Source organism: Pseudomonas cichorii (assembly GCF_018343775.1).
Taxonomy (GTDB): Bacteria; Pseudomonadota; Gammaproteobacteria; order Pseudomonadales; family Pseudomonadaceae; genus Aquipseudomonas; species Aquipseudomonas cichorii.
Map to the genome: position 1 here is coordinate 5,229,420 of NZ_CP074349.1, position 17,038 is coordinate 5,246,457.

The following is a 17,038-nucleotide window of genomic DNA, read 5'->3' on the forward strand; positions in this document are numbered from 1 at the left end:
TTCAACTCATATGTGTGGAAACGCCCAAACGCTTATCTATAAAAGCAGCTTCAGGGCGATCCATCAGTTTTCGGCGCACAGTACAGTCCGTGCACATCGATATAGGCCAGTACCGCGTCTGGCACCAGAAAACGTACCGACTTACCGCTGGCCAGCAGTTGACGGATCTGGGTGGCAGACACCGATAACGGCGTCTGCCAGACGAATGTAATGTGTCCGCCCGGCCCTTTCAGGGCCTTGGGGTCGCTGACCGAGCGTGCCGCCAGCAGGTTGCGCATGGCATCCGGCGACTCGCTGTCCGCGTCCGGGCGTTGCAGCACCACGATATGGCAGTGCTCCAGCAGTTCTTCCCACCGATACCAGGTGGGCAGCCCGCAAAAGGCATCCCAGCCCAATAACAGAAACAACTGGTCCTCTGCGGCCAGTTCGGCCCGCATCGATTCCAGGGTGTCGATGGTGTACGACGGTTTATCCCGTTTCAGCTCACGGTCATCCACCGTCAAGGGTGACACACCAGCCACCGCACACTGAACCATCGCCAGACGGTCCTGCGCAGTCACGCTGGGCATGTCGCGATGGGGAGGCCTGGCGCTGGGCGTCAGGCGCAACTCATCGAGTTCAAGCAGCTCGGCCACTTCCAGTGCGCCGCGCAAATGACCTATATGTACCGGGTCGAACGTTCCCCCCAGCATGCCGATACGTCTGGGCAAGGCTGCTACGGGCTCGCTCAAGTCAGGCTGGCTCCTGGCCGCGCAATTGACCGTCACCGACCACGATGTACTTCTCGCAGGTCAGGCCTTCCAGGCCGACAGGGCCACGGGCGTGCAGCTTATCAGTAGAAATGCCGATCTCGGCACCCAGACCGTACTCGAAGCCATCGGCAAAGCAGGTCGGGGCATTGATCATCACCGAGCTGGAGTCGACTTCCGCCATGAAGCGGCGAATCTGGCCCTGCTGCTCGGAAACGATGGCGTCGCTGTGATGCGAGCCATAGTGATTGATGTGCTCGATGGCTTCATCCAGCCCGGTCACTACACGAATCGACAGGATCGCCGCCAGGTACTCGGTGTGCCAGTCTTCTTCGGTCGCAGGAATCGCGTCGATCAGCTCGCGGGTACGCTCGCAGCCACGCAACTCGACGCCCTTTTCATGAAAGCGGGCGGCCATTGCAGGCAGGAACTCGGCCGCCACGGCCTGATCCACCAGCAGGGTTTCCATCGAACCACAGATACCGTAACGGTAGGTCTTGGCATTGAAGGCGATGTTCTGGGCCTTGGGCAAATCGGCGTAAGCGCTGACATACACGTGGCAGATGCCGTCCAGATGCTTGATGACCGGCACCCGGGCATCACGGCTGACCCGCTCCACCAGCCCCTTGCCGCCACGCGGAACGATGACGTCCACGTATTCAGGCATGGTGATCAGCGCGCCCACGGCATCGCGATCGGTGGTTTCGACAACCTGTACCACACCGGAAGGCAACCCGGACTCGGCCAGACCGCGCTGGATGCAGGCAGCCACCGCACGGTTGGAATGAATGGCTTCGGAGCCGCCACGCAGGATAGTGGCGTTCCCGGACTTGAGGCACAGGCTTGCGGCATCGATGGTCACGTTCGGGCGCGACTCATAGATGATCCCGACCACGCCCAGCGGCACGCGCATCTTGCCGACCTGAATACCTGAAGGCCGGTAGCTCATGTCGCGGATTGCACCTACCGGGTCGGGCAGACTGGCAACCTGACGCAACCCGACGATCATGCTGTCGATACGTGCGGGGGTCAGGGCCAGGCGTTCGAGCATGGCGGGGGCCAGGCCATTGGTGCGACCTGCGTTCAGGTCAAGCTCATTGGCGGTGGACAGCTCGGTACGGGCTTCGTCCAGAGCGGCGGCAATGGCCTGCAGGGCGCGGTTTTTCTGCGCGGTGCTGGCACGACCGATCACTCGCGAAGCTTCGCGGGCGGCGCGACCCAGGCGGGTCATGTAGTCAAGAACGGACTCAGTCATGGTCTCAGAGGTCTTGGCAGAGAAGAAAGCGGCCGATTATAGCTGTCGCGCCGCCCGAACGACAGCGCAGACAGGCGGATGGTCGATAACAGTGCAAAAAATGACCATGCAGCGCCCATTTCGCCAGCACAGTGCCTCTCAGGATGAAAGATTGCGAGTGAGCCTGTATTTTTGTCATGTCCAGAAACAACAAAGTTGGCAGCCAAATGACATTAAGGTGCTTTTAAGACAGCGCTTGCTATGATTTGCGCCCTCTCACTTCCTGTGTCCGCCTATGCCCGTTGCTCTTGCCGACAGCTTTTTCAACCGAGATGCCCAGGTCCTGGCCCGCGACCTGCTGGGCAAGGTCATCCGGCACAAGGTCGGTGAGCTATGGCTGGCAGCGCGGATCATTGAGACTGAAGCCTATTACTGCGCCGACAAGGGCAGCCACGCTTCGCTGGGCTACACCGAAAAACGCAAGGCGCTGTTTCTGGACGGTGGGCACATCTACATGTATTACGCCCGTGGCGGGGACTCGCTGAATTTCAGCGCCCACGGACCGGGCAATGCGGTGCTGATCAAGTCCGGTTTTGCCTGGGTCGATGAACTCAGCGATGCCAATGCCCTGGCACAGATGCAACTCAACAACCCGGATGCCAGCGGGACCATTCGCCCGCAGGAGCGTCTGTGTGCGGGCCAGACCTTGCTGTGCAAAGCGCTGGGCCTGAAAGTACCTGTGTGGGACGCCAAGCGCTTCGATCCGCAAAAGCTGCTGGTCGAAGACGTTGGCCCGACACCGAAACTCATCGTTCAAACAACACGTCTGGGGATTCCCCATGGCCGCGACGAGCACTTGATGTACCGCTTCGTCGATGCCGAATACGCCCGCTTCTGCACGCGGAACCCACTACGTCGCGGTCAGGTCGAAGGCCGCGACTATTTTCTAATCCCTCAAGGAAACTGATCCATGGGCGAACTGCTCGATGGCATTACCGGCTGGTTGACTGCTAACCCGTCCTGGGTGGCGATAGCGATATTCGTGGTGGCATTCATCGAATGTGTCGCCATTGCCGGGATCGTCGTGCCAGGCACCGTTCTAATGTTCGCCATCGCGGCCCTGGCAGGCAGCGGCATTCTGTCGTTGAGCGAAGTCCTGCTGCTGGGCTTTCTGGGCGGCCTGCTGGGGGATGCGGTGTCGTACTTCATCGGCAAGCACTTCCATCAGAATATCCGCCAGTTGCCGGGCCTGCGTCAGCACCCGGAATGGCTGACGGGTGCAGAAACCTATTTCCATCGCTATGGCATCGCGAGCCTGCTGGTGGGCCGCTTCATCGGCCCGCTGCGCCCGATGCTGCCGATGATTGCCGGCATGTTCGACATGCCCTTCCCGCGCTTTGCCATTGTCAGCATCATCGCCGCCGCCGGCTGGTCGATCGTTTACCTGATGCCGGGCTGGGCTGCGGGCGCCGCCATTCGCCTGCCTTTGCCTGAAGGGTTCTGGAGCGAAGCGGCCTTCGTCGGTGCAGGCCTGGCCATCCTGTTCGGGCTGAGCATCCAGGCCAGCATGCGCAAACAGCGTCATGCGACCAAGGTGATTGCAGGTCTGAGCGTGGTGATGCTGGCGGCCTTGCTGATCGGCTGGCCGTACCTGAACCATTTCGACCAGGGCCTGATGACGCTGGTCCAGGAACATCGCAGCGCGACCGCACAGAATATCGTCCTGCTGGTCACCAGCATTGGCGACTTCAAGGCACAACTGCTGGCTGCGGCGCTGCTGATCATTGTCCTGCTGATCGCCCGGCAATGGCGCCATGCAGCCTTCGCACTCGCCACCACACTGGGCACAGCCGTGGCGAACGGCACGCTCAAGGCATTCTTTGGCCGCGCCCGGCCTGAGGTTTTGCTCGACCCGCTGACCACCTACAGCATGCCCAGCGGACACAGTTCGGCGGCATTTGCACTGTTCATGACTCTGGCGGTGCTGGCCGGACGCGGGCAGCCCGTCAGACTGCGCCTGACCTGGCTGCTGCTGGGCGGCGTTCCGGCGCTGGCGATTGCCTTGTCACGGGTTTATCTGGGTGTCCACTGGCCAACGGATATCCTGGCCGGGATGATGCTGGCGTTCTGTATCTGCGCCGCAAGCCTGACCCTGATCCAGCATCAGACGCCGTTGCCAGCGATGTCGGCAAAAGTATGGTGGCTGATCGTACCGGCCATCACCGGTCTGCTGGGCCTGTTTGCAGTCAATGCATTGGCCCATGCAACATTGCGGTATCAGTATTGAGGGAGTGGCTTTCGCGAATGAATTCGCTCCCACAACATCAGGCCTGTAAATCGCCTTGCATCTCGTCGAGCAGTTCCTGGATCGCATCCAGGCGCTCTTCGGGGTCGTCGATTTCCAGGAGTTCGATCTTGTCCTGCTCGGTGAAGGGCAGCAGGTAGGCCAGTTGGTTGGCCAGTGATTGCTGACCGCTGGCCTCAAGCCCCATGTTCAGGGACGCGACCATCGGGTGCTCGCCCAAGGCTTCGAGCAAGGCGACCAGATCGGCGTCCTCTTCCTGCAACGGCCGCTCCTGTTGCTCGTCCAGCCACTGGATTTCGGCCAGCAACGACTGGTCACGCTGCACAGTGGCGTCGGTCACCCGGAAACGCCGCCCACCGACGACACGAATCCCCAGCAGGCCGTTTTCCTGCTGCTGGAAATCGGTGACCAGCGCTTCACAACCGATCAGCGAATAACCTTCAGGGGCCAGGCCGACTTCGCTGCCATGGGTGATGCACACCACGCCGAAGCCCTCTCCCTGTTTCATGCAGCGGCTAACCATGTCCAGATAGCGCGCCTCGAACAACTGCAGGTCGAGCACGCAACCGGGGAACAGCACAGCATTGAGTGGAAACAGCGGCAACGTCATAAATAAGTACCCTTAAACAGCCAAAGACACGGCCAACGGCAGAAACAATGCAGTTGCAACACCCATCAGGCTCATTGCCAGAGCAGCAAAAGCGCCCGCCTCTTCTCCTTCCTGCAAGGCCAGCGAGGTTCCCACCGCATGAGCGGTAAGACCCAGCGCCATGCCGCGGGCCGCATGATTGTGCACCCGCGCCAGTGACAGCAGGCCCGGTCCGAAAATGGCACCGAACACACCGGTAATCAAGACGAACACCGCCGCCAGCGCCGCAACGCCACCGATCTGCTCGGCCACCAGCATCGCAATCGGAGACGTAACCGACTTGGGCGCCATGGTCATCAGGATCATGTGATCGGCGCCCAGCAACCAACCCAGGGACAGGCACAGGCCGGTGGCAAAAACACCACCAATCACCAGCGTAGTTAAGGTTGGCCACAACAACTGACGAATCCGCCGTAGATTCAGATAAAGCGGCACTGCCAGCGCCACCGTGGCAGGCCCCAGGAGAATGCCCAGGATCTCGGTGCTTTTGCGGTATTCGGTGTAATCCAGGCCGCAACTGAACAGGATGCCGATCACAACCACCATCGAAACCAGCACCGGCTGCAGAAACAGCCAGCGGGTTTTCTCATAAGCAGCCATCGCCAGCTGATAAGCGCCCAACGTGATAGCGATGCCGAACAGAGGGTGATGAATCACCGACATCCAGGCCCCGTGCCAATCCAGGTTCATGGCTGCTCCTGACGGCGCGACTGACGCTCGATGAGTTTCTGCATCAGCCAGCCGACAAAGGTCAGCGAGATGATCAGCGACAAAAAGAGGGTGCCGAAGATGGCCCAGAAGTCTTCGGCAATGGCCGAGGCATAAACCATCACGCCCACCGCAGGCGGCACCAGCAGCAGCGGCAGGTAACGCAACAGGCTGCTGGCTGCGACGCTGATGGGCTCGCTCACTTCACCGCGCCAGATCAGGTACACGATCATGAAGACCAGCCCGATGATCGGCCCCGGCAGTATCGACAAGAACAGATGATTGAGCGCCGTCCCCAGCAGTTGGAACAGCACCAGCCATGTCAGACCCCGTAACAGCATGGGAACTCCAATAGATAAATGAACCCAGTGAATTCACGGCGCCATTATAAACACGCTGCGTTCAACGCTATGGACAGGTATTCGCCTGCAAGGAGTCACTTGACCAACCGGCAACCCTCTGCTGATCTTGTCACTCGCCCGACAGGCAATATCCCTCACGGGTATGGGCACCAAGGTATAAAACCGAAAGATCAAGGAGAATGACATGCCTTTTGTACCTGCTACAGAGCTCAAGAACTACATCGGCAAGGAACTGGGACGTTCCGAATGGCTGACCATCGACCAGGAACGCATCAATCTGTTCGCTGAAGCCACCGGCGACTTCCAGTTCATTCATGTCGATCCGGTCAAGGCAGCGCAAACTCCTTTTGGCGGCACCATCGCCCACGGCCTGCTATCGCTATCGCTGATCCCCAAACTGATGGGCGACCTGCTGGTGGTGCCCGAAGGCCTGAAGATGGTGGTCAACTATGGCCTGGACAGCGTGCGTTTCGTTCAGCCGGTGAAGGTCGACTCACGGGTGCGCCTGAAAGTGGAACTCACTGACGCCACGGAGAAAAAACCGGGGCAATGGCTGCTCAAGGCCACGGCCACCATGGAGATCGATGGGCAGGAAAAGCCGGCCTTTGTTGCAGAGCCTTTGACCCTGTGCTTTGTGTAATCCCGCTGAAACATGAAACAGTCGTAACAGACTGTTTCACCCCTATTACTCGCTGCGGCATACTCCCACCAGTGTGACACGAACATCTGCTCAAGCAGAGTCACGGACCAACTCTCTTGGGATCTTAAATGCGCGCGCTTGCTCCTCTGGCTCTGACCCTCCTGATCGCTGGCTGCGGCGACAGCGAATCCCTGTTGCCTCCCGATGGCCTGCTGCCCGATGGCGGACGCTACCGTGGCGATCTGGTCAATGGCCGCTTACAGGGCGAAGGCCGTATCGACTATCCCAATGGCAGTTGGTACGCCGGCCAGTTCGAGAATGGTCTGCGCCACGGCCGTGGCGAATGGCATGCCAGCAACGGCGACATTTACACAGGTCAGTTCGAGCACGGCCTGTTTCAGGGTCAGGGCAAGCTGACCAGCGCTGGCGGGACTTACGTCGGCAGCTTCAAGCTCGGCCGTCGGGATGGCGAAGGCACCTGGCAGGAAAAGGGCACGCTCTACCGAGGTCATTTCAAGGCCGGTCAATACGATGGACCTGGACGTCTGGAGCTGGAAGACGGCAGCCAGTTCCAGGGCCAGTTCGCCCAGGGCAAACCCAACGGCGAAGGCGTGCGCACCGATGCCAGCGGCAATCAGTTCAGCGGCCCGTTCGTCAACGGTCAGCTCCAGGGTAACGGCAGCTTCGCAAGTGCCGATGGCGATCACTACATCGGCGGCTTTCGCAACAACCTGCTCGACGGCGATGGCCGCTACGAGAACAGCGACGGCGATGTCTGGAACGGCCAGTTCAAGGAAGGAGCGCTGACCGGCCAGGGCGAACTGATCGGATCGGACGGCAGCCGCTACAAAGGCCACTTCAACAATTGGCAGTTTTCCGGCGAAGGCCATCTGCAACTGGCTGATGGCAGCCACTACGTCGGCCAGTTCGCCAATGACACCTACCAAGGCCCCGGCGTGCTGACGTCCGCCGACGGTACCGAACTGCGCGGAGTCTGGGCCAACGGTCAGCGGATTCGTGACGCCCAGGGCAAGTTGCTGCCCGATCCACTGGAAGCTGGTCTGCTCGCCCAGGGCCCGTTGCTGGATAAAGCACTGGCCGCCGTACCCGCCTCGACACCCGGCCTGGAACTGTACAGCCTGGTGGTGGCCGGTGACGGCAAGCAGAGCGTGTTCATGCGCGAGGCCGATTACGTCAACAACCTGTTGGCGTCGCGGTTTGGCGCTTCAGGGCAAATCAGCCTGGTCAATCATCGCGACCACATGATCGACCGTCCACTGGCGACCCGCGAATCCATCAGCCGCGCTGCCCAGACCCTGGCGCAACGCAGCGGTCCGGAAGACCTGGTGTTCATTTACCTGACCAGCCATGGGACTCAGGATCATGAACTGGTGCTCGATCAGCCGCGTCTGTCACTGGCGGATTTGCCTGCCGATGCACTGGCCGCCGCACTGGCACCGCTGAAAGACCGCGACAAGGTCATCGTGATTTCTTCCTGCTATTCAGGTGGGTTCATCCCGGACCTCAAGGACGAACGAACCCTGGTCATGACAGCTTCGCGAGCGGACCGTGTATCGTTCGGCTGTTCGGAGGAAGCTGACTTCACCTATTTCGGTGATGCACTATTTGCCAGGGCACTGGTCGAAACCGATGACCTGCAACAAGCTTTCAACGATGCAAAAGCGTATGTCGCACAACGTGAAATCGAAGATGATTTCGAGGCTTCAGAACCGCAGATATGGGCCCCCAAGGGCGTCATTGCCCGCTGGCAACTCTTACGCAAGAATCAGGCAGAACGAGCGCTGAATACGACGTTGAATCGCAAGGAAGCGAAGACCTCCACTAGCCGCTAGGCTATTCAGTATCAAGGGAGAAACACTATGTACTTGACGCCGCAACACATCCTGCTTGCAGGGGCAACCGGACTCACAGGCGAACACTTGCTGGATCGTCTGCTCAACGAACCTACCGTCAGCCGCGTGCTGGCACCTACCCGTCGCCCATTGGCCGCCCACTCCCGCCTGGAAAACCCGGTGGGCGAACTGCACAGTCTTTTACCCACCCTCGGCGGCAAAGTGGATATCGCGTTCTGCTGCCTGGGCACCACCATCAAACAGGCAGGCTCGCAAGAGGCCTTCCGCGCCATCGACCTGAATATGGTACTGGCCGTGGGTGAACGTGCCCGCGCACTGGGTGCGCGGCATTTTCTGGTGATCAGCGCCATTGGCGCCGATGCCCGGTCCAGCGTGTTCTACAACCGCACCAAGGGTGAAATGGAAGAAGCCCTGCGAGCGCAGGACTGGCCGCAACTGACCATCGCCCGTCCGGCCCTGCTGGTAGGCAACCGCACGGAAACCCGCTGGGCCGAACAGCTCGCCGCACCGATTGCCAAACTGCTGCCCGGCAAATACGGCGCTATCGAAGCCTGCAGCCTGGCTCGCGCCATGTGGCGGCTGGCTCTGGAAGAGCAGGATGGTGTGCGGATTGTTGAGTCGGATGAGTTGCGCAAGTTGGGGAAGTGACGAAGTTGTTCGCGAATGAATTCGCTCCCACAGGGGTCATTCGCGAAAAATCAGAGCCCTCCCTGGGCCTGATAGCCAACCCCCAGCGCAGTCAGCAGAGACAACGGCAACAACAGGGTATCGAGCAATGCGCTGGCGGGTAAATCCAGGGCCGGGTACTCGGGCGCTTCGGCGCCGAAGCGGTCCTTCTCGCAGCAACCGCCTTGCATCGCATACAGATCAAGTCGTGTACCGGCATACACGACAGGCGCGCCCGGCTGGGCCGCATCCAGCGTCCTGACCGTGGCGCAGCCCGTCATGAGCAGCGCGACGGCGATCAGCAGGAGCTTATTCATCACTCCCCATATGATGCTCACCCCAACGCGGCAGCATGTCCTGAGGGATGTTCAACAGGTTGAGGATCCGTGCAACCACGAAATCCACCAGATCGTCGATGGTCTGCGGTTGATGATAGAAGCCCGGAGAGGCAGGCAGGATCACCGCCCCCATGTTCGACAGTTTGAGCATGTTCTCCAGATGAATGCTGGAGAAGGGTGCTTCACGCGGCACCAGAATCAACTGGCGGCGCTCCTTCAAAGTGACATCCGCTGCACGCTCGATCAGGTTGTTGCAAGCACCGCTGGCAATGGCCGACAAAGACCCCGTTGAACACGGCACCACCACCATGGCACTGGGCGAGCCCGAGCCCGAGGCCACCGGCGACATCCAGTCATCGCGACCATAGACGCGAATCTGTCCGGCCGTCGCGCCGGTGTACTCAGTCAGAAACGCCTGCATCATTGCGGGCTTGGGCGGCAGTCTCACGTCGGTTTCAGTCGCCATCACCAGTTGCGCGGCCTTGGAGATCAGGAAGTGGACTTCCCGGTCTTCACGCACCAGGCAATCCAGCAGGCGCAAGCCGTACTGGGCGCCCGAGGCACCGGTCATGGCCAGCGTAATACGCTCGGGGCCGCTCATTTCAGCGCCTCGGCCAGTTTGCCGTGCAGGCCGCCAAAGCCGCCGTTGCTCATGATCACCACATGGGTCCCTGGCTGAGCCTGGCTTTTGACTCGCTCGATGATCCCCTCAAGGGAATCGCTGACGATCGAAGGCACCGAACATTGCGCAGCGGTCGCGACCAGATCCCAGCCCAGATTGGCCGGTGCATACCAGACCACCTGATCGGCCTGCTGCACGCTTTCCGGCAGACCATCGCGGTGCGCGCCAAGCTTCATGGAGTTGGAGCGCGGTTCGATAATGGCGATCACCGGCGCATCGGCGACTTTCTTGCGCAGGCCATCGAGGGTGGTGGCGATGGCCGTCGGGTGGTGAGCGAAGTCGTCATAGATAGTGATGCCGCGAACCTCTGCGACTTTCTCCATGCGGCGTTTCACGCTCTTGAAAGCACTCAGCGCCTCGACGCCCTGCGCAGGCACCACACCGACGTGTCGCGCTGCCGCCAGGGTCGCCAGGGCATTGGCCACGTTGTGCTGCCCGGTCATGTCCCACTCGACCACACCTTGCAACTGCCCCTCGAACAGCACTTCAAAACGCGAGCCGTCTTCACTCAACAGACGCGCCTGCCACTGGCCGTTCTGGCCTGTGGTTTGTACTGGCGTCCAGCACCCCATTTCAACGACGCGCTGCAAGGCAGGCTCGGTGGTCGGGTGAATGACCAGCCCTTCGCTCGGGATGGTGCGCACCAGATGGTGGAACTGTCGCTCGATGGCTGGCAGATCAGGGAAGATATCCGCGTGATCGAACTCAAGGTTATTGAGGATCGCGGTACGCGGGCGGTAATGGACGAACTTGGAGCGTTTGTCGAAAAAGGCGCTGTCGTATTCGTCAGCTTCGACCACGAAAAACGGCGTGCCGCCCAGACGCGCCGACACCGCGAAGTTCTGTGGAATGCCGCCGATCAGGAAGCCAGGACTCATGCCCGCATGCTCAAGCACCCAGGCCAGCATGCTGCTGGTGGTGGTCTTGCCGTGAGTACCGGCAACGGCCAGCACCCAGCGGCCCTGCAATACATGGTCGGCCAGCCACTGCGGGCCGGAAACATAAGGCAAACCTTTATTCAGCACATATTCGACTGCAGGGTTGCCACGCGACAGCGCATTGCCGACCACCACCAGATCCGGTGCCGGGTCGAGTTGGGCAGGATCATAGCCCTGAGTCAACTCGATGCCCTGAGCCTCCAGCTGGGTGCTCATCGGCGGGTAGACGTTGGCGTCGGAGCCCGTGACGCGATGCCCCAGCTCTTTGGCGAGTACCGCCAGCGAGCCCATGAACGTGCCGCAGATACCAAGGATATGAATATGCATGATGACCTCTTATAACATCCGCGCAGGGTAGCTCAGGACCGCTGAAATGGCACCCGGTCTTTGTCCGGTAGTGCGAAAGCCCGTGCCTGAATTTCATTCCCGAACCGGGTATAAATGGCCTACTCTTGGCTACTCTCTGCCACAGGTTTGACCACGCTGAATTCCCCACAACAAGAATCAGGAGACTTCACCATGCGTTACGCACATCCCGGTACCGAAGGCGCTCTCATCAACTTCAGGGAACGCTACGGTAACTACATCGGCGGCGAGTTCGTCGCTCCGGTCAAAGGCCAATACTTCACCAACACCTCACCTATCACCGGCAAACCCATCGCAGAATTCCCCCGCTCCACCGCCGAGGATATCGACAAGGCGCTGGATGCCGCCCACGCCGCCGCGCCAGGCTGGGGCACGACCTCAGTGCAAGAGCGTTCGCTGACGCTGCTGAAAATTGCAGATCGTATCGAAGCCAACCTCGAAAAACTGGCCATCACCGAAACCTGGGACAACGGCAAGGCGGTTCGTGAAACCCTGAACGCCGACATCCCTCTGGCCGTCGACCACTTCCGTTACTTCGCGGGCGTCCTGCGAGCCCAGGAAGGCAGCGCGGCAGAAATCGACGGCAATACCGTGGCGTATCACATCCACGAGCCGCTGGGTGTGGTCGGCCAGATCATCCCGTGGAACTTCCCGATCCTGATGGCCGCCTGGAAACTCGCGCCAGCCCTGGCCGCCGGCAACTGCGTCGTCCTCAAACCCGCCGAGCAAACGCCACTGGGCATCAGCGTGCTGGTCGAAATGATCGGCGACCTGCTGCCACCCGGCGTGCTGAACATCGTCCAGGGTTATGGCCGCGAAGCCGGTGAAGCGCTGGCCAGCAGCAAGCGCATCGCCAAGATCGCCTTTACCGGCTCGACACCTGTGGGTTCGCACATCATGAAACTGGCGGCGGACAACATCATTCCGTCCACCGTGGAGCTGGGCGGCAAGTCGCCGAACATCTTCTTTGAAGACATCATGAGCGCCGAGCCGGAGTTCATCGAAAAGGCCGCCGAAGGCGTGGTCCTGGCGTTCTTCAACCAGGGCGAAGTCTGCACCTGCCCTTCCCGTGCGCTGGTTCAGGAATCCATTTATCCACAGTTCATGGAAGCGGTACTGAAGAAGGTCCTGAAGATCAAACGCGGCGACCCGCTGGACACCGACACCATGGTCGGCGCGCAGGCCTCGCAGCAGCAGTTCGACAAGATCCTCTCGTACCTTGAAATTGCCCAGTCCGAAGGCGCCGAGCTGCTGACCGGCGGCAAGGTGGAAAAACTGGAAGGCGATCTGGCGACCGGCTACTACATCCAGCCGACGCTGCTCAAAGGCAACAACAAGATGCGCGTCTTCCAGGAAGAGATCTTCGGCCCGGTGGTAAGCGTCACGACCTTCAAGGACGAAGCAGAAGCCCTGGCCATCGCCAACGACACCGAGTTCGGCCTGGGTGCCGGGGTATGGACCCGCGACATCAACCGCGCTTACCGCGTCGGTCGTGCCATCAAGGCCGGTCGCGTCTGGACCAACTGCTACCACCTGTATCCGGCGCATGCGGCGTTCGGTGGTTACAAGAAATCCGGCGTAGGTCGCGAAACCCATAAAGTGGCGCTGGAGCATTACCAACAGACCAAGAACCTGCTGGTGAGCTACGACACCCATCCGCTGGGGTTCTTCTAACGAGCCTTTTGTTCGCGAATGAATTCGCTCCCACCGATCCGTGTGGGGCGGATTCATCCGCGAACAAGCCAACGCACCAATCCCGGGCAACCCACGCCCCGCGTTAAGGCAACGCCCGCTCAATCACACCCCGGCACCCCACAAATTCGCACTTCCATTCACTATGGAGTATTAATTGCTTACATCGCTTCCCACAGTCGCTTGAACCGGAACGTCACCGGTTTGACCGAAAGACCACGTCCGACGCCAACGGCGGGACGTCATGGAGAATCTGTATGGCAAGCTTTTCCCAGGCTATCGGTGCGCTGACGTACCGTTTCGACAGCCTCAAGGACGTGATGGCAAAAGCCAGTCCAGCCCGCTCCGGCGATTTTCTGGCCGGGGTTGCAGCGCAAAACGATGGTGAGCGAGTCGCCGCACAAATGGCGCTGGCCAATATTCCCCTCAAGCACTTCCTTGAAGAAGCGCTGATCCCTTACGAACAAGACGAAGTCACCCGCCTGATTATCGATACCCACGACAAGCTGGCCTTTGCCACCGTCAGCCACCTGACCGTGGGCGGTTTTCGTGACTGGCTGCTCAGCGACAAGGCCGACGAAACCAGCCTTCGCGCCCTGGCTCCCGGCCTGACGCCGGAGATGGCCGCCGCCGTCTCGAAAATCATGCGCGTGCAGGACCTGGTGCTGGTGGCGCAGAAGATTCGCGTCGTAACACGCTTTCGCAACACCGTAGGCCTGCGCGGACGCCTGTCGACGCGGCTGCAACCCAATCACCCGACCGACGAGCCATCGGGCATTGCGGCCAGCGTGCTGGACGGCCTGCTGTACGGCAACGGCGATGCCATGATCGGCATCAACCCGGCTACCGACAGCACCTCGTCCATCGTCGCACTGCTGGAAATGCTGGATGCGATCATTCAGCGTTATGAGATCCCGACTCAATCCTGTGTGCTGACTCACGTCACCACTTCCATTGAAGTGATCAATCGCGGCGTACCGGTCGATCTGGTTTTTCAATCCATCACCGGCACCGAGGCTGCCAACGCCAGCTTCGGGATCAACCTGAAGCTGCTGCAGGAAGGCTACGAAGCAGGCCTGAGCCTCAATCGCGGAACGCTCGGGCAGAACCTGATGTATTTCGAGACCGGTCAAGGCAGCGCGCTGTCGGCCAACGCTCACCATGGCGTGGACCAACAGACCTGCGAAACCCGCGCCTACGCCGTGGCCCGGCATTTCAATCCGTTTCTGGTCAATACCGTAGTGGGCTTCATTGGCCCGGAATACCTCTACAACGGCAAACAGATCATCCGCGCCGGGCTCGAAGACCACTTCTGCGGCAAGCTGCTGGGCGTGCCCATGGGCTGCGACATCTGCTACACCAACCACGCCGAAGCCGACCAGGACGACATGGACACCTTGCTGACGCTGCTGGGCGTGGCGGGGATCAACTTCATCATGGGCATCCCCGGCTCGGACGACATCATGCTCAATTACCAGACCACCTCTTTCCATGACGCGCTCTATGCGCGGCAGAGCCTGGGCTTACGCCCTGCCCCCGAATACGAGGCCTGGCTGGAAAAAATGGGCATCTTCACCCAGGCCGATGGCCATGTGCGCTTTGGCGACAGCCTGCCACCGGCCTTTCGCCAGGCTCTGGCGCACCTGGCATGAGTGAACTTTCCATGACCGACGACACACTTCCCAACCCATGGCTGGAATTGCGCCGCCTGACCCCGGCGCGCATTGCCCTGGGCCGTACCGGCACCAGCCTGCCGACCAACGCACAACTGGACTTCCAGTTCGCCCACGCCCAGGCCCGGGACGCGGTGCACTTACCCTTCGATCATGCAGGGCTGAGCGCCCAACTGGCAGAAAAAGGCCGTGAAACGCTGCTGGTGCACAGCGCCGCCGCAGATCGCCACAGCTACCTGCAACGCCCGGACCTGGGACGACGCCTGGACGAAGACTCGGCCAAACAGTTGAAGGATTACGCTGCCGCCCATCCCGGCGGCGTCGATCTGGCCATCGTGGTTGCCGATGGTCTGTCATCACTGGCCGTTCATCGCCATACCGTCCCGTTCCTGGCGCGCATGGAAGAACAGGCCACCGCCGAAGGCTGGACGCTGTCCCCCGTGATTCTGGTGGAGCAGGGCCGCGTCGCCATCGCCGATGAAATCGGTGAACTACTGGGCGCAAAGATGGTGGTGATCCTGATCGGCGAGCGCCCGGGCCTGAGTTCCCCGGACAGTCTGGGTCTATATTTTACCTATGCGCCCAAGGTTGGCCTGAACGACGCCCATCGAAACTGCATCTCCAATGTGAGACTGGAGGGCCTGAGTTACGCAATGGCGGCTCATCGCTTGCTTTATCTGATGCGTGAAGCCTGCCGGCGACAGGTTTCGGGGGTGAACCTCAAGGATGAAGCCGAATTGAAGACTGTGGAATCGGATAACGCAGCCGATAACAAGGGTAACTTCCTGCTCGCAGGCCCGGTTGAGCCGCTTTAGATTGCGCTTTCTAAAGCCAGTCGGCAGCATCGAACCGTCGCCCGAGCACACTGCATTCGCCCATAGTGAAGTTGAGGCCCAATCATGCGGATCATAAAAGCAACTCTTGAACACCTGGACCTGCTCTGCCCGCTGTTCATCAAATATCGCGAATTTTATGGCGAGTTGCCCTTCCCGGATTCGTCACGCGACTTTCTGGAAAAGCGTCTGCGCCGCGATGAGTCCGTGATCTATCTGGCACTGGCCAAGGATGACGACACTAAAGTGCTGGGCTTCTGCCAGCTCTACCCAAGCTTCTCGTCGCTGTCGCTCAAGCGCGTGTGGATTCTCAACGACATCTACGTCGCCGAAGACTCCCGCCGCCAACTGGTCGCAGACCACCTGATGAAGCATGCCAAACAGATGGCCAAGGAAACCCATGCCGTGCGCATGCGTGTGTCCACCAGCAGCGACAACGAAGTGGCACACAAGGTCTATGAGTCCATTGGTTTCAAGGAAGATACCCAGTTCAAGAACTACGTATTGCCGATCAACTGATCTCTGCGTCTTTTCTTCGCGACTGAAGTCACTCCTCACTCAGGTAGGACTTCAGTCGCGAAAAACACTCCCACCTGTTTATCCCTCTATAATGCCGCGCGTACCGCACAGTAGTTTCTTCCGCACGTGCCCTGTTCCAAGGGTCTGGCCTCAGGTATACCAATGGAATTCAACCCCCTAGACTTCATCCTGCACCTCGATGTGTATCTCGACATGCTGGTAGACAACTACGGCACCTGGATCTACGCCATCCTGTTCTTGGTGATTTTCTGTGAGACAGGGTTGGTCATCATGCCCTTCCTGCCTGGCGACTCGCTGCTGTTCATCGCGGGTGCAGTAGCAGCCGGTGGCGGCATGGACCCGGTTCTGCTGGGCGGGCTTCTGATGCTGGCAGCCATATTGGGCGACAGCACCAACTACATCATCGGGCGAACCGCCGGAGAGAAGCTGTTCAACAACCCGGACTCGAAAGTCTTCCGCCGCGACTACCTGATTCGCACTCAGGTGTTCTACGCACGCCATGGCGGCAAGACCGTGACACTGGCGCGCTTCCTGCCGATCATTCGTACCTTCGCGCCCTTCGTCGCGGGCGTTGGCCGGATGAACTACCTGCGCTTCCTGGGCTTCAGCGTGCTGGGCTCGATCCTGTGGGTCGGCAGTCTGGTCACGCTGGGGGTCTATTTCGGCAATGTGCCTTTTATCAAGCAAAACCTGACACTGCTGGTGCTGGTGATCATTCTGATTTCCCTGCTGCCCATGATCATCGGCCTGATCCGCAGTCGCACAGGCCGCTCGGCGGACGCACGCTGA

The 17,038-nt window shown here is 60.2% G+C and carries 18 protein-coding genes; 10 read left to right on the top strand and 8 right to left on the bottom strand.

What is annotated here, in order from left to right:
• Positions 1-50: 50 nt before the first annotated feature.
• Complete coding sequence (nadD, locus tag KGD89_RS22275) at positions 51-710, bottom strand: nicotinate-nucleotide adenylyltransferase (RefSeq protein ID WP_162883684.1); 660 nt, start codon at positions 708-710, stop codon at positions 51-53.
• 22 nt (positions 711-732) lie between these two features.
• Complete coding sequence (locus tag KGD89_RS22280; protein WP_025261975.1) at positions 733-2,004, bottom strand: glutamate-5-semialdehyde dehydrogenase; 1,272 nt, start codon at positions 2,002-2,004, stop codon at positions 733-735.
• A 274-nt stretch (positions 2,005-2,278) separates the two neighbouring features.
• Between KGD89_RS22280 and KGD89_RS22285 the strand changes: the two genes are divergently transcribed.
• Together KGD89_RS22285 and KGD89_RS22290 are read left to right on the top strand one after the other, a co-directional pair.
• Entirely contained in the window at positions 2,279-2,950 is a 672-nt protein-coding gene (locus KGD89_RS22285) for a DNA-3-methyladenine glycosylase (RefSeq protein ID WP_025261977.1), read from the top strand.
• A 3-nt stretch (positions 2,951-2,953) separates the two neighbouring features.
• Positions 2,954-4,270, top strand: a complete 1,317-nt coding sequence (locus tag KGD89_RS22290) for a bifunctional DedA family/phosphatase PAP2 family protein (RefSeq protein WP_025261978.1) — start codon at positions 2,954-2,956, stop codon at positions 4,268-4,270.
• A gap of 37 nt (positions 4,271-4,307) precedes the next feature.
• Here KGD89_RS22290 and KGD89_RS22295 read toward each other — a convergent pair whose 3' ends face one another.
• Genes KGD89_RS22295 through KGD89_RS22305 form a run of 3 tightly spaced genes read right to left on the bottom strand, consistent with a single transcriptional unit; the run spans position 4,308 to position 5,986 of the window.
• Positions 4,308-4,898: an LON peptidase substrate-binding domain-containing protein gene (locus KGD89_RS22295; RefSeq protein WP_025261979.1), complete on the bottom strand. Its 591-nt coding sequence runs from the start codon at positions 4,896-4,898 to the stop codon at positions 4,308-4,310.
• Positions 4,899-4,910: 12 nt separating this feature from the next.
• Complete coding sequence (locus KGD89_RS22300) at positions 4,911-5,627, bottom strand: LrgB family protein (protein ID WP_025261980.1); 717 nt, start codon at positions 5,625-5,627, stop codon at positions 4,911-4,913.
• The gene (locus KGD89_RS22305) at positions 5,624-5,986 is read right to left on the bottom strand and encodes a CidA/LrgA family protein (protein ID WP_025261981.1); all 363 of its coding nucleotides are present in this window, start codon (positions 5,984-5,986) and stop codon (positions 5,624-5,626) included. Before KGD89_RS22305 ends, KGD89_RS22300 begins: the two co-directional genes overlap by 4 nt.
• A gap of 205 nt (positions 5,987-6,191) precedes the next feature.
• On the opposite strand from KGD89_RS22305, the gene KGD89_RS22310 reads away from it, so the two are divergent.
• The 3 genes from KGD89_RS22310 (at position 6,192) to KGD89_RS22320 (ending at position 9,169) form a co-directional block, all read left to right on the top strand.
• Positions 6,192-6,647 (top strand): MaoC family dehydratase, encoded by a 456-nt coding sequence (locus KGD89_RS22310; protein ID WP_025261982.1) that lies wholly within the window; start codon positions 6,192-6,194, stop codon positions 6,645-6,647.
• Between the two features lie 128 nt (positions 6,648-6,775).
• On the top strand, positions 6,776-8,500 hold the full coding sequence (locus KGD89_RS22315; protein WP_025261983.1) for a C13 family peptidase: 1,725 nt from the start codon (positions 6,776-6,778) through the stop codon (positions 8,498-8,500).
• A 27-nt stretch (positions 8,501-8,527) separates the two neighbouring features.
• Positions 8,528-9,169 (top strand): oxidoreductase, encoded by a 642-nt coding sequence (locus KGD89_RS22320; protein ID WP_025261984.1) that lies wholly within the window; start codon positions 8,528-8,530, stop codon positions 9,167-9,169.
• A gap of 50 nt (positions 9,170-9,219) precedes the next feature.
• Here KGD89_RS22320 and KGD89_RS22325 read toward each other — a convergent pair whose 3' ends face one another.
• The 3 genes from KGD89_RS22325 to mpl are packed head-to-tail and all read right to left on the bottom strand — an operon-like array spanning position 9,220 to position 11,472.
• Entirely contained in the window at positions 9,220-9,504 is a 285-nt protein-coding gene (locus tag KGD89_RS22325) for a YceK/YidQ family lipoprotein (RefSeq protein ID WP_025261985.1), read from the bottom strand.
• Complete coding sequence (ubiX, locus tag KGD89_RS22330; protein ID WP_025261986.1) at positions 9,497-10,126, bottom strand: flavin prenyltransferase UbiX; 630 nt, start codon at positions 10,124-10,126, stop codon at positions 9,497-9,499. The genes KGD89_RS22325 and ubiX overlap by 8 nt, the downstream gene beginning before the upstream one ends.
• Positions 10,123-11,472, bottom strand: coding sequence for a UDP-N-acetylmuramate:L-alanyl-gamma-D-glutamyl-meso-diaminopimelate ligase (mpl, locus tag KGD89_RS22335; RefSeq protein ID WP_025261987.1), 1,350 nt, complete (start codon positions 11,470-11,472; stop codon positions 10,123-10,125). Before mpl ends, ubiX begins: the two co-directional genes overlap by 4 nt.
• A gap of 192 nt (positions 11,473-11,664) precedes the next feature.
• Between mpl and exaC the strand changes: the two genes are divergently transcribed.
• The 5 genes from exaC (at position 11,665) to KGD89_RS22360 (ending at position 17,038) form a co-directional block, all read left to right on the top strand.
• Positions 11,665-13,185: an acetaldehyde dehydrogenase ExaC gene (gene exaC / locus KGD89_RS22340; RefSeq protein WP_025261988.1), complete on the top strand. Its 1,521-nt coding sequence runs from the start codon at positions 11,665-11,667 to the stop codon at positions 13,183-13,185.
• 275 nt (positions 13,186-13,460) lie between these two features.
• Positions 13,461-14,855, top strand: coding sequence for an ethanolamine ammonia-lyase subunit EutB (locus KGD89_RS22345; RefSeq protein ID WP_025261989.1), 1,395 nt, complete (start codon positions 13,461-13,463; stop codon positions 14,853-14,855).
• Complete coding sequence (gene eutC, locus KGD89_RS22350) at positions 14,852-15,691, top strand: ethanolamine ammonia-lyase subunit EutC (protein WP_025261990.1); 840 nt, start codon at positions 14,852-14,854, stop codon at positions 15,689-15,691. The genes KGD89_RS22345 and eutC overlap by 4 nt, the downstream gene beginning before the upstream one ends.
• Before the next feature lie 84 nt (positions 15,692-15,775).
• Positions 15,776-16,228: a GNAT family N-acetyltransferase gene (locus KGD89_RS22355; protein WP_025261991.1), complete on the top strand. Its 453-nt coding sequence runs from the start codon at positions 15,776-15,778 to the stop codon at positions 16,226-16,228.
• Between the two features lie 162 nt (positions 16,229-16,390).
• Positions 16,391-17,038 carry a DedA family protein gene (locus KGD89_RS22360; RefSeq protein ID WP_025261992.1) on the top strand — a complete coding sequence of 216 codons (648 nt, stop codon included), beginning with the start codon at positions 16,391-16,393 and terminating at the stop codon, positions 17,036-17,038.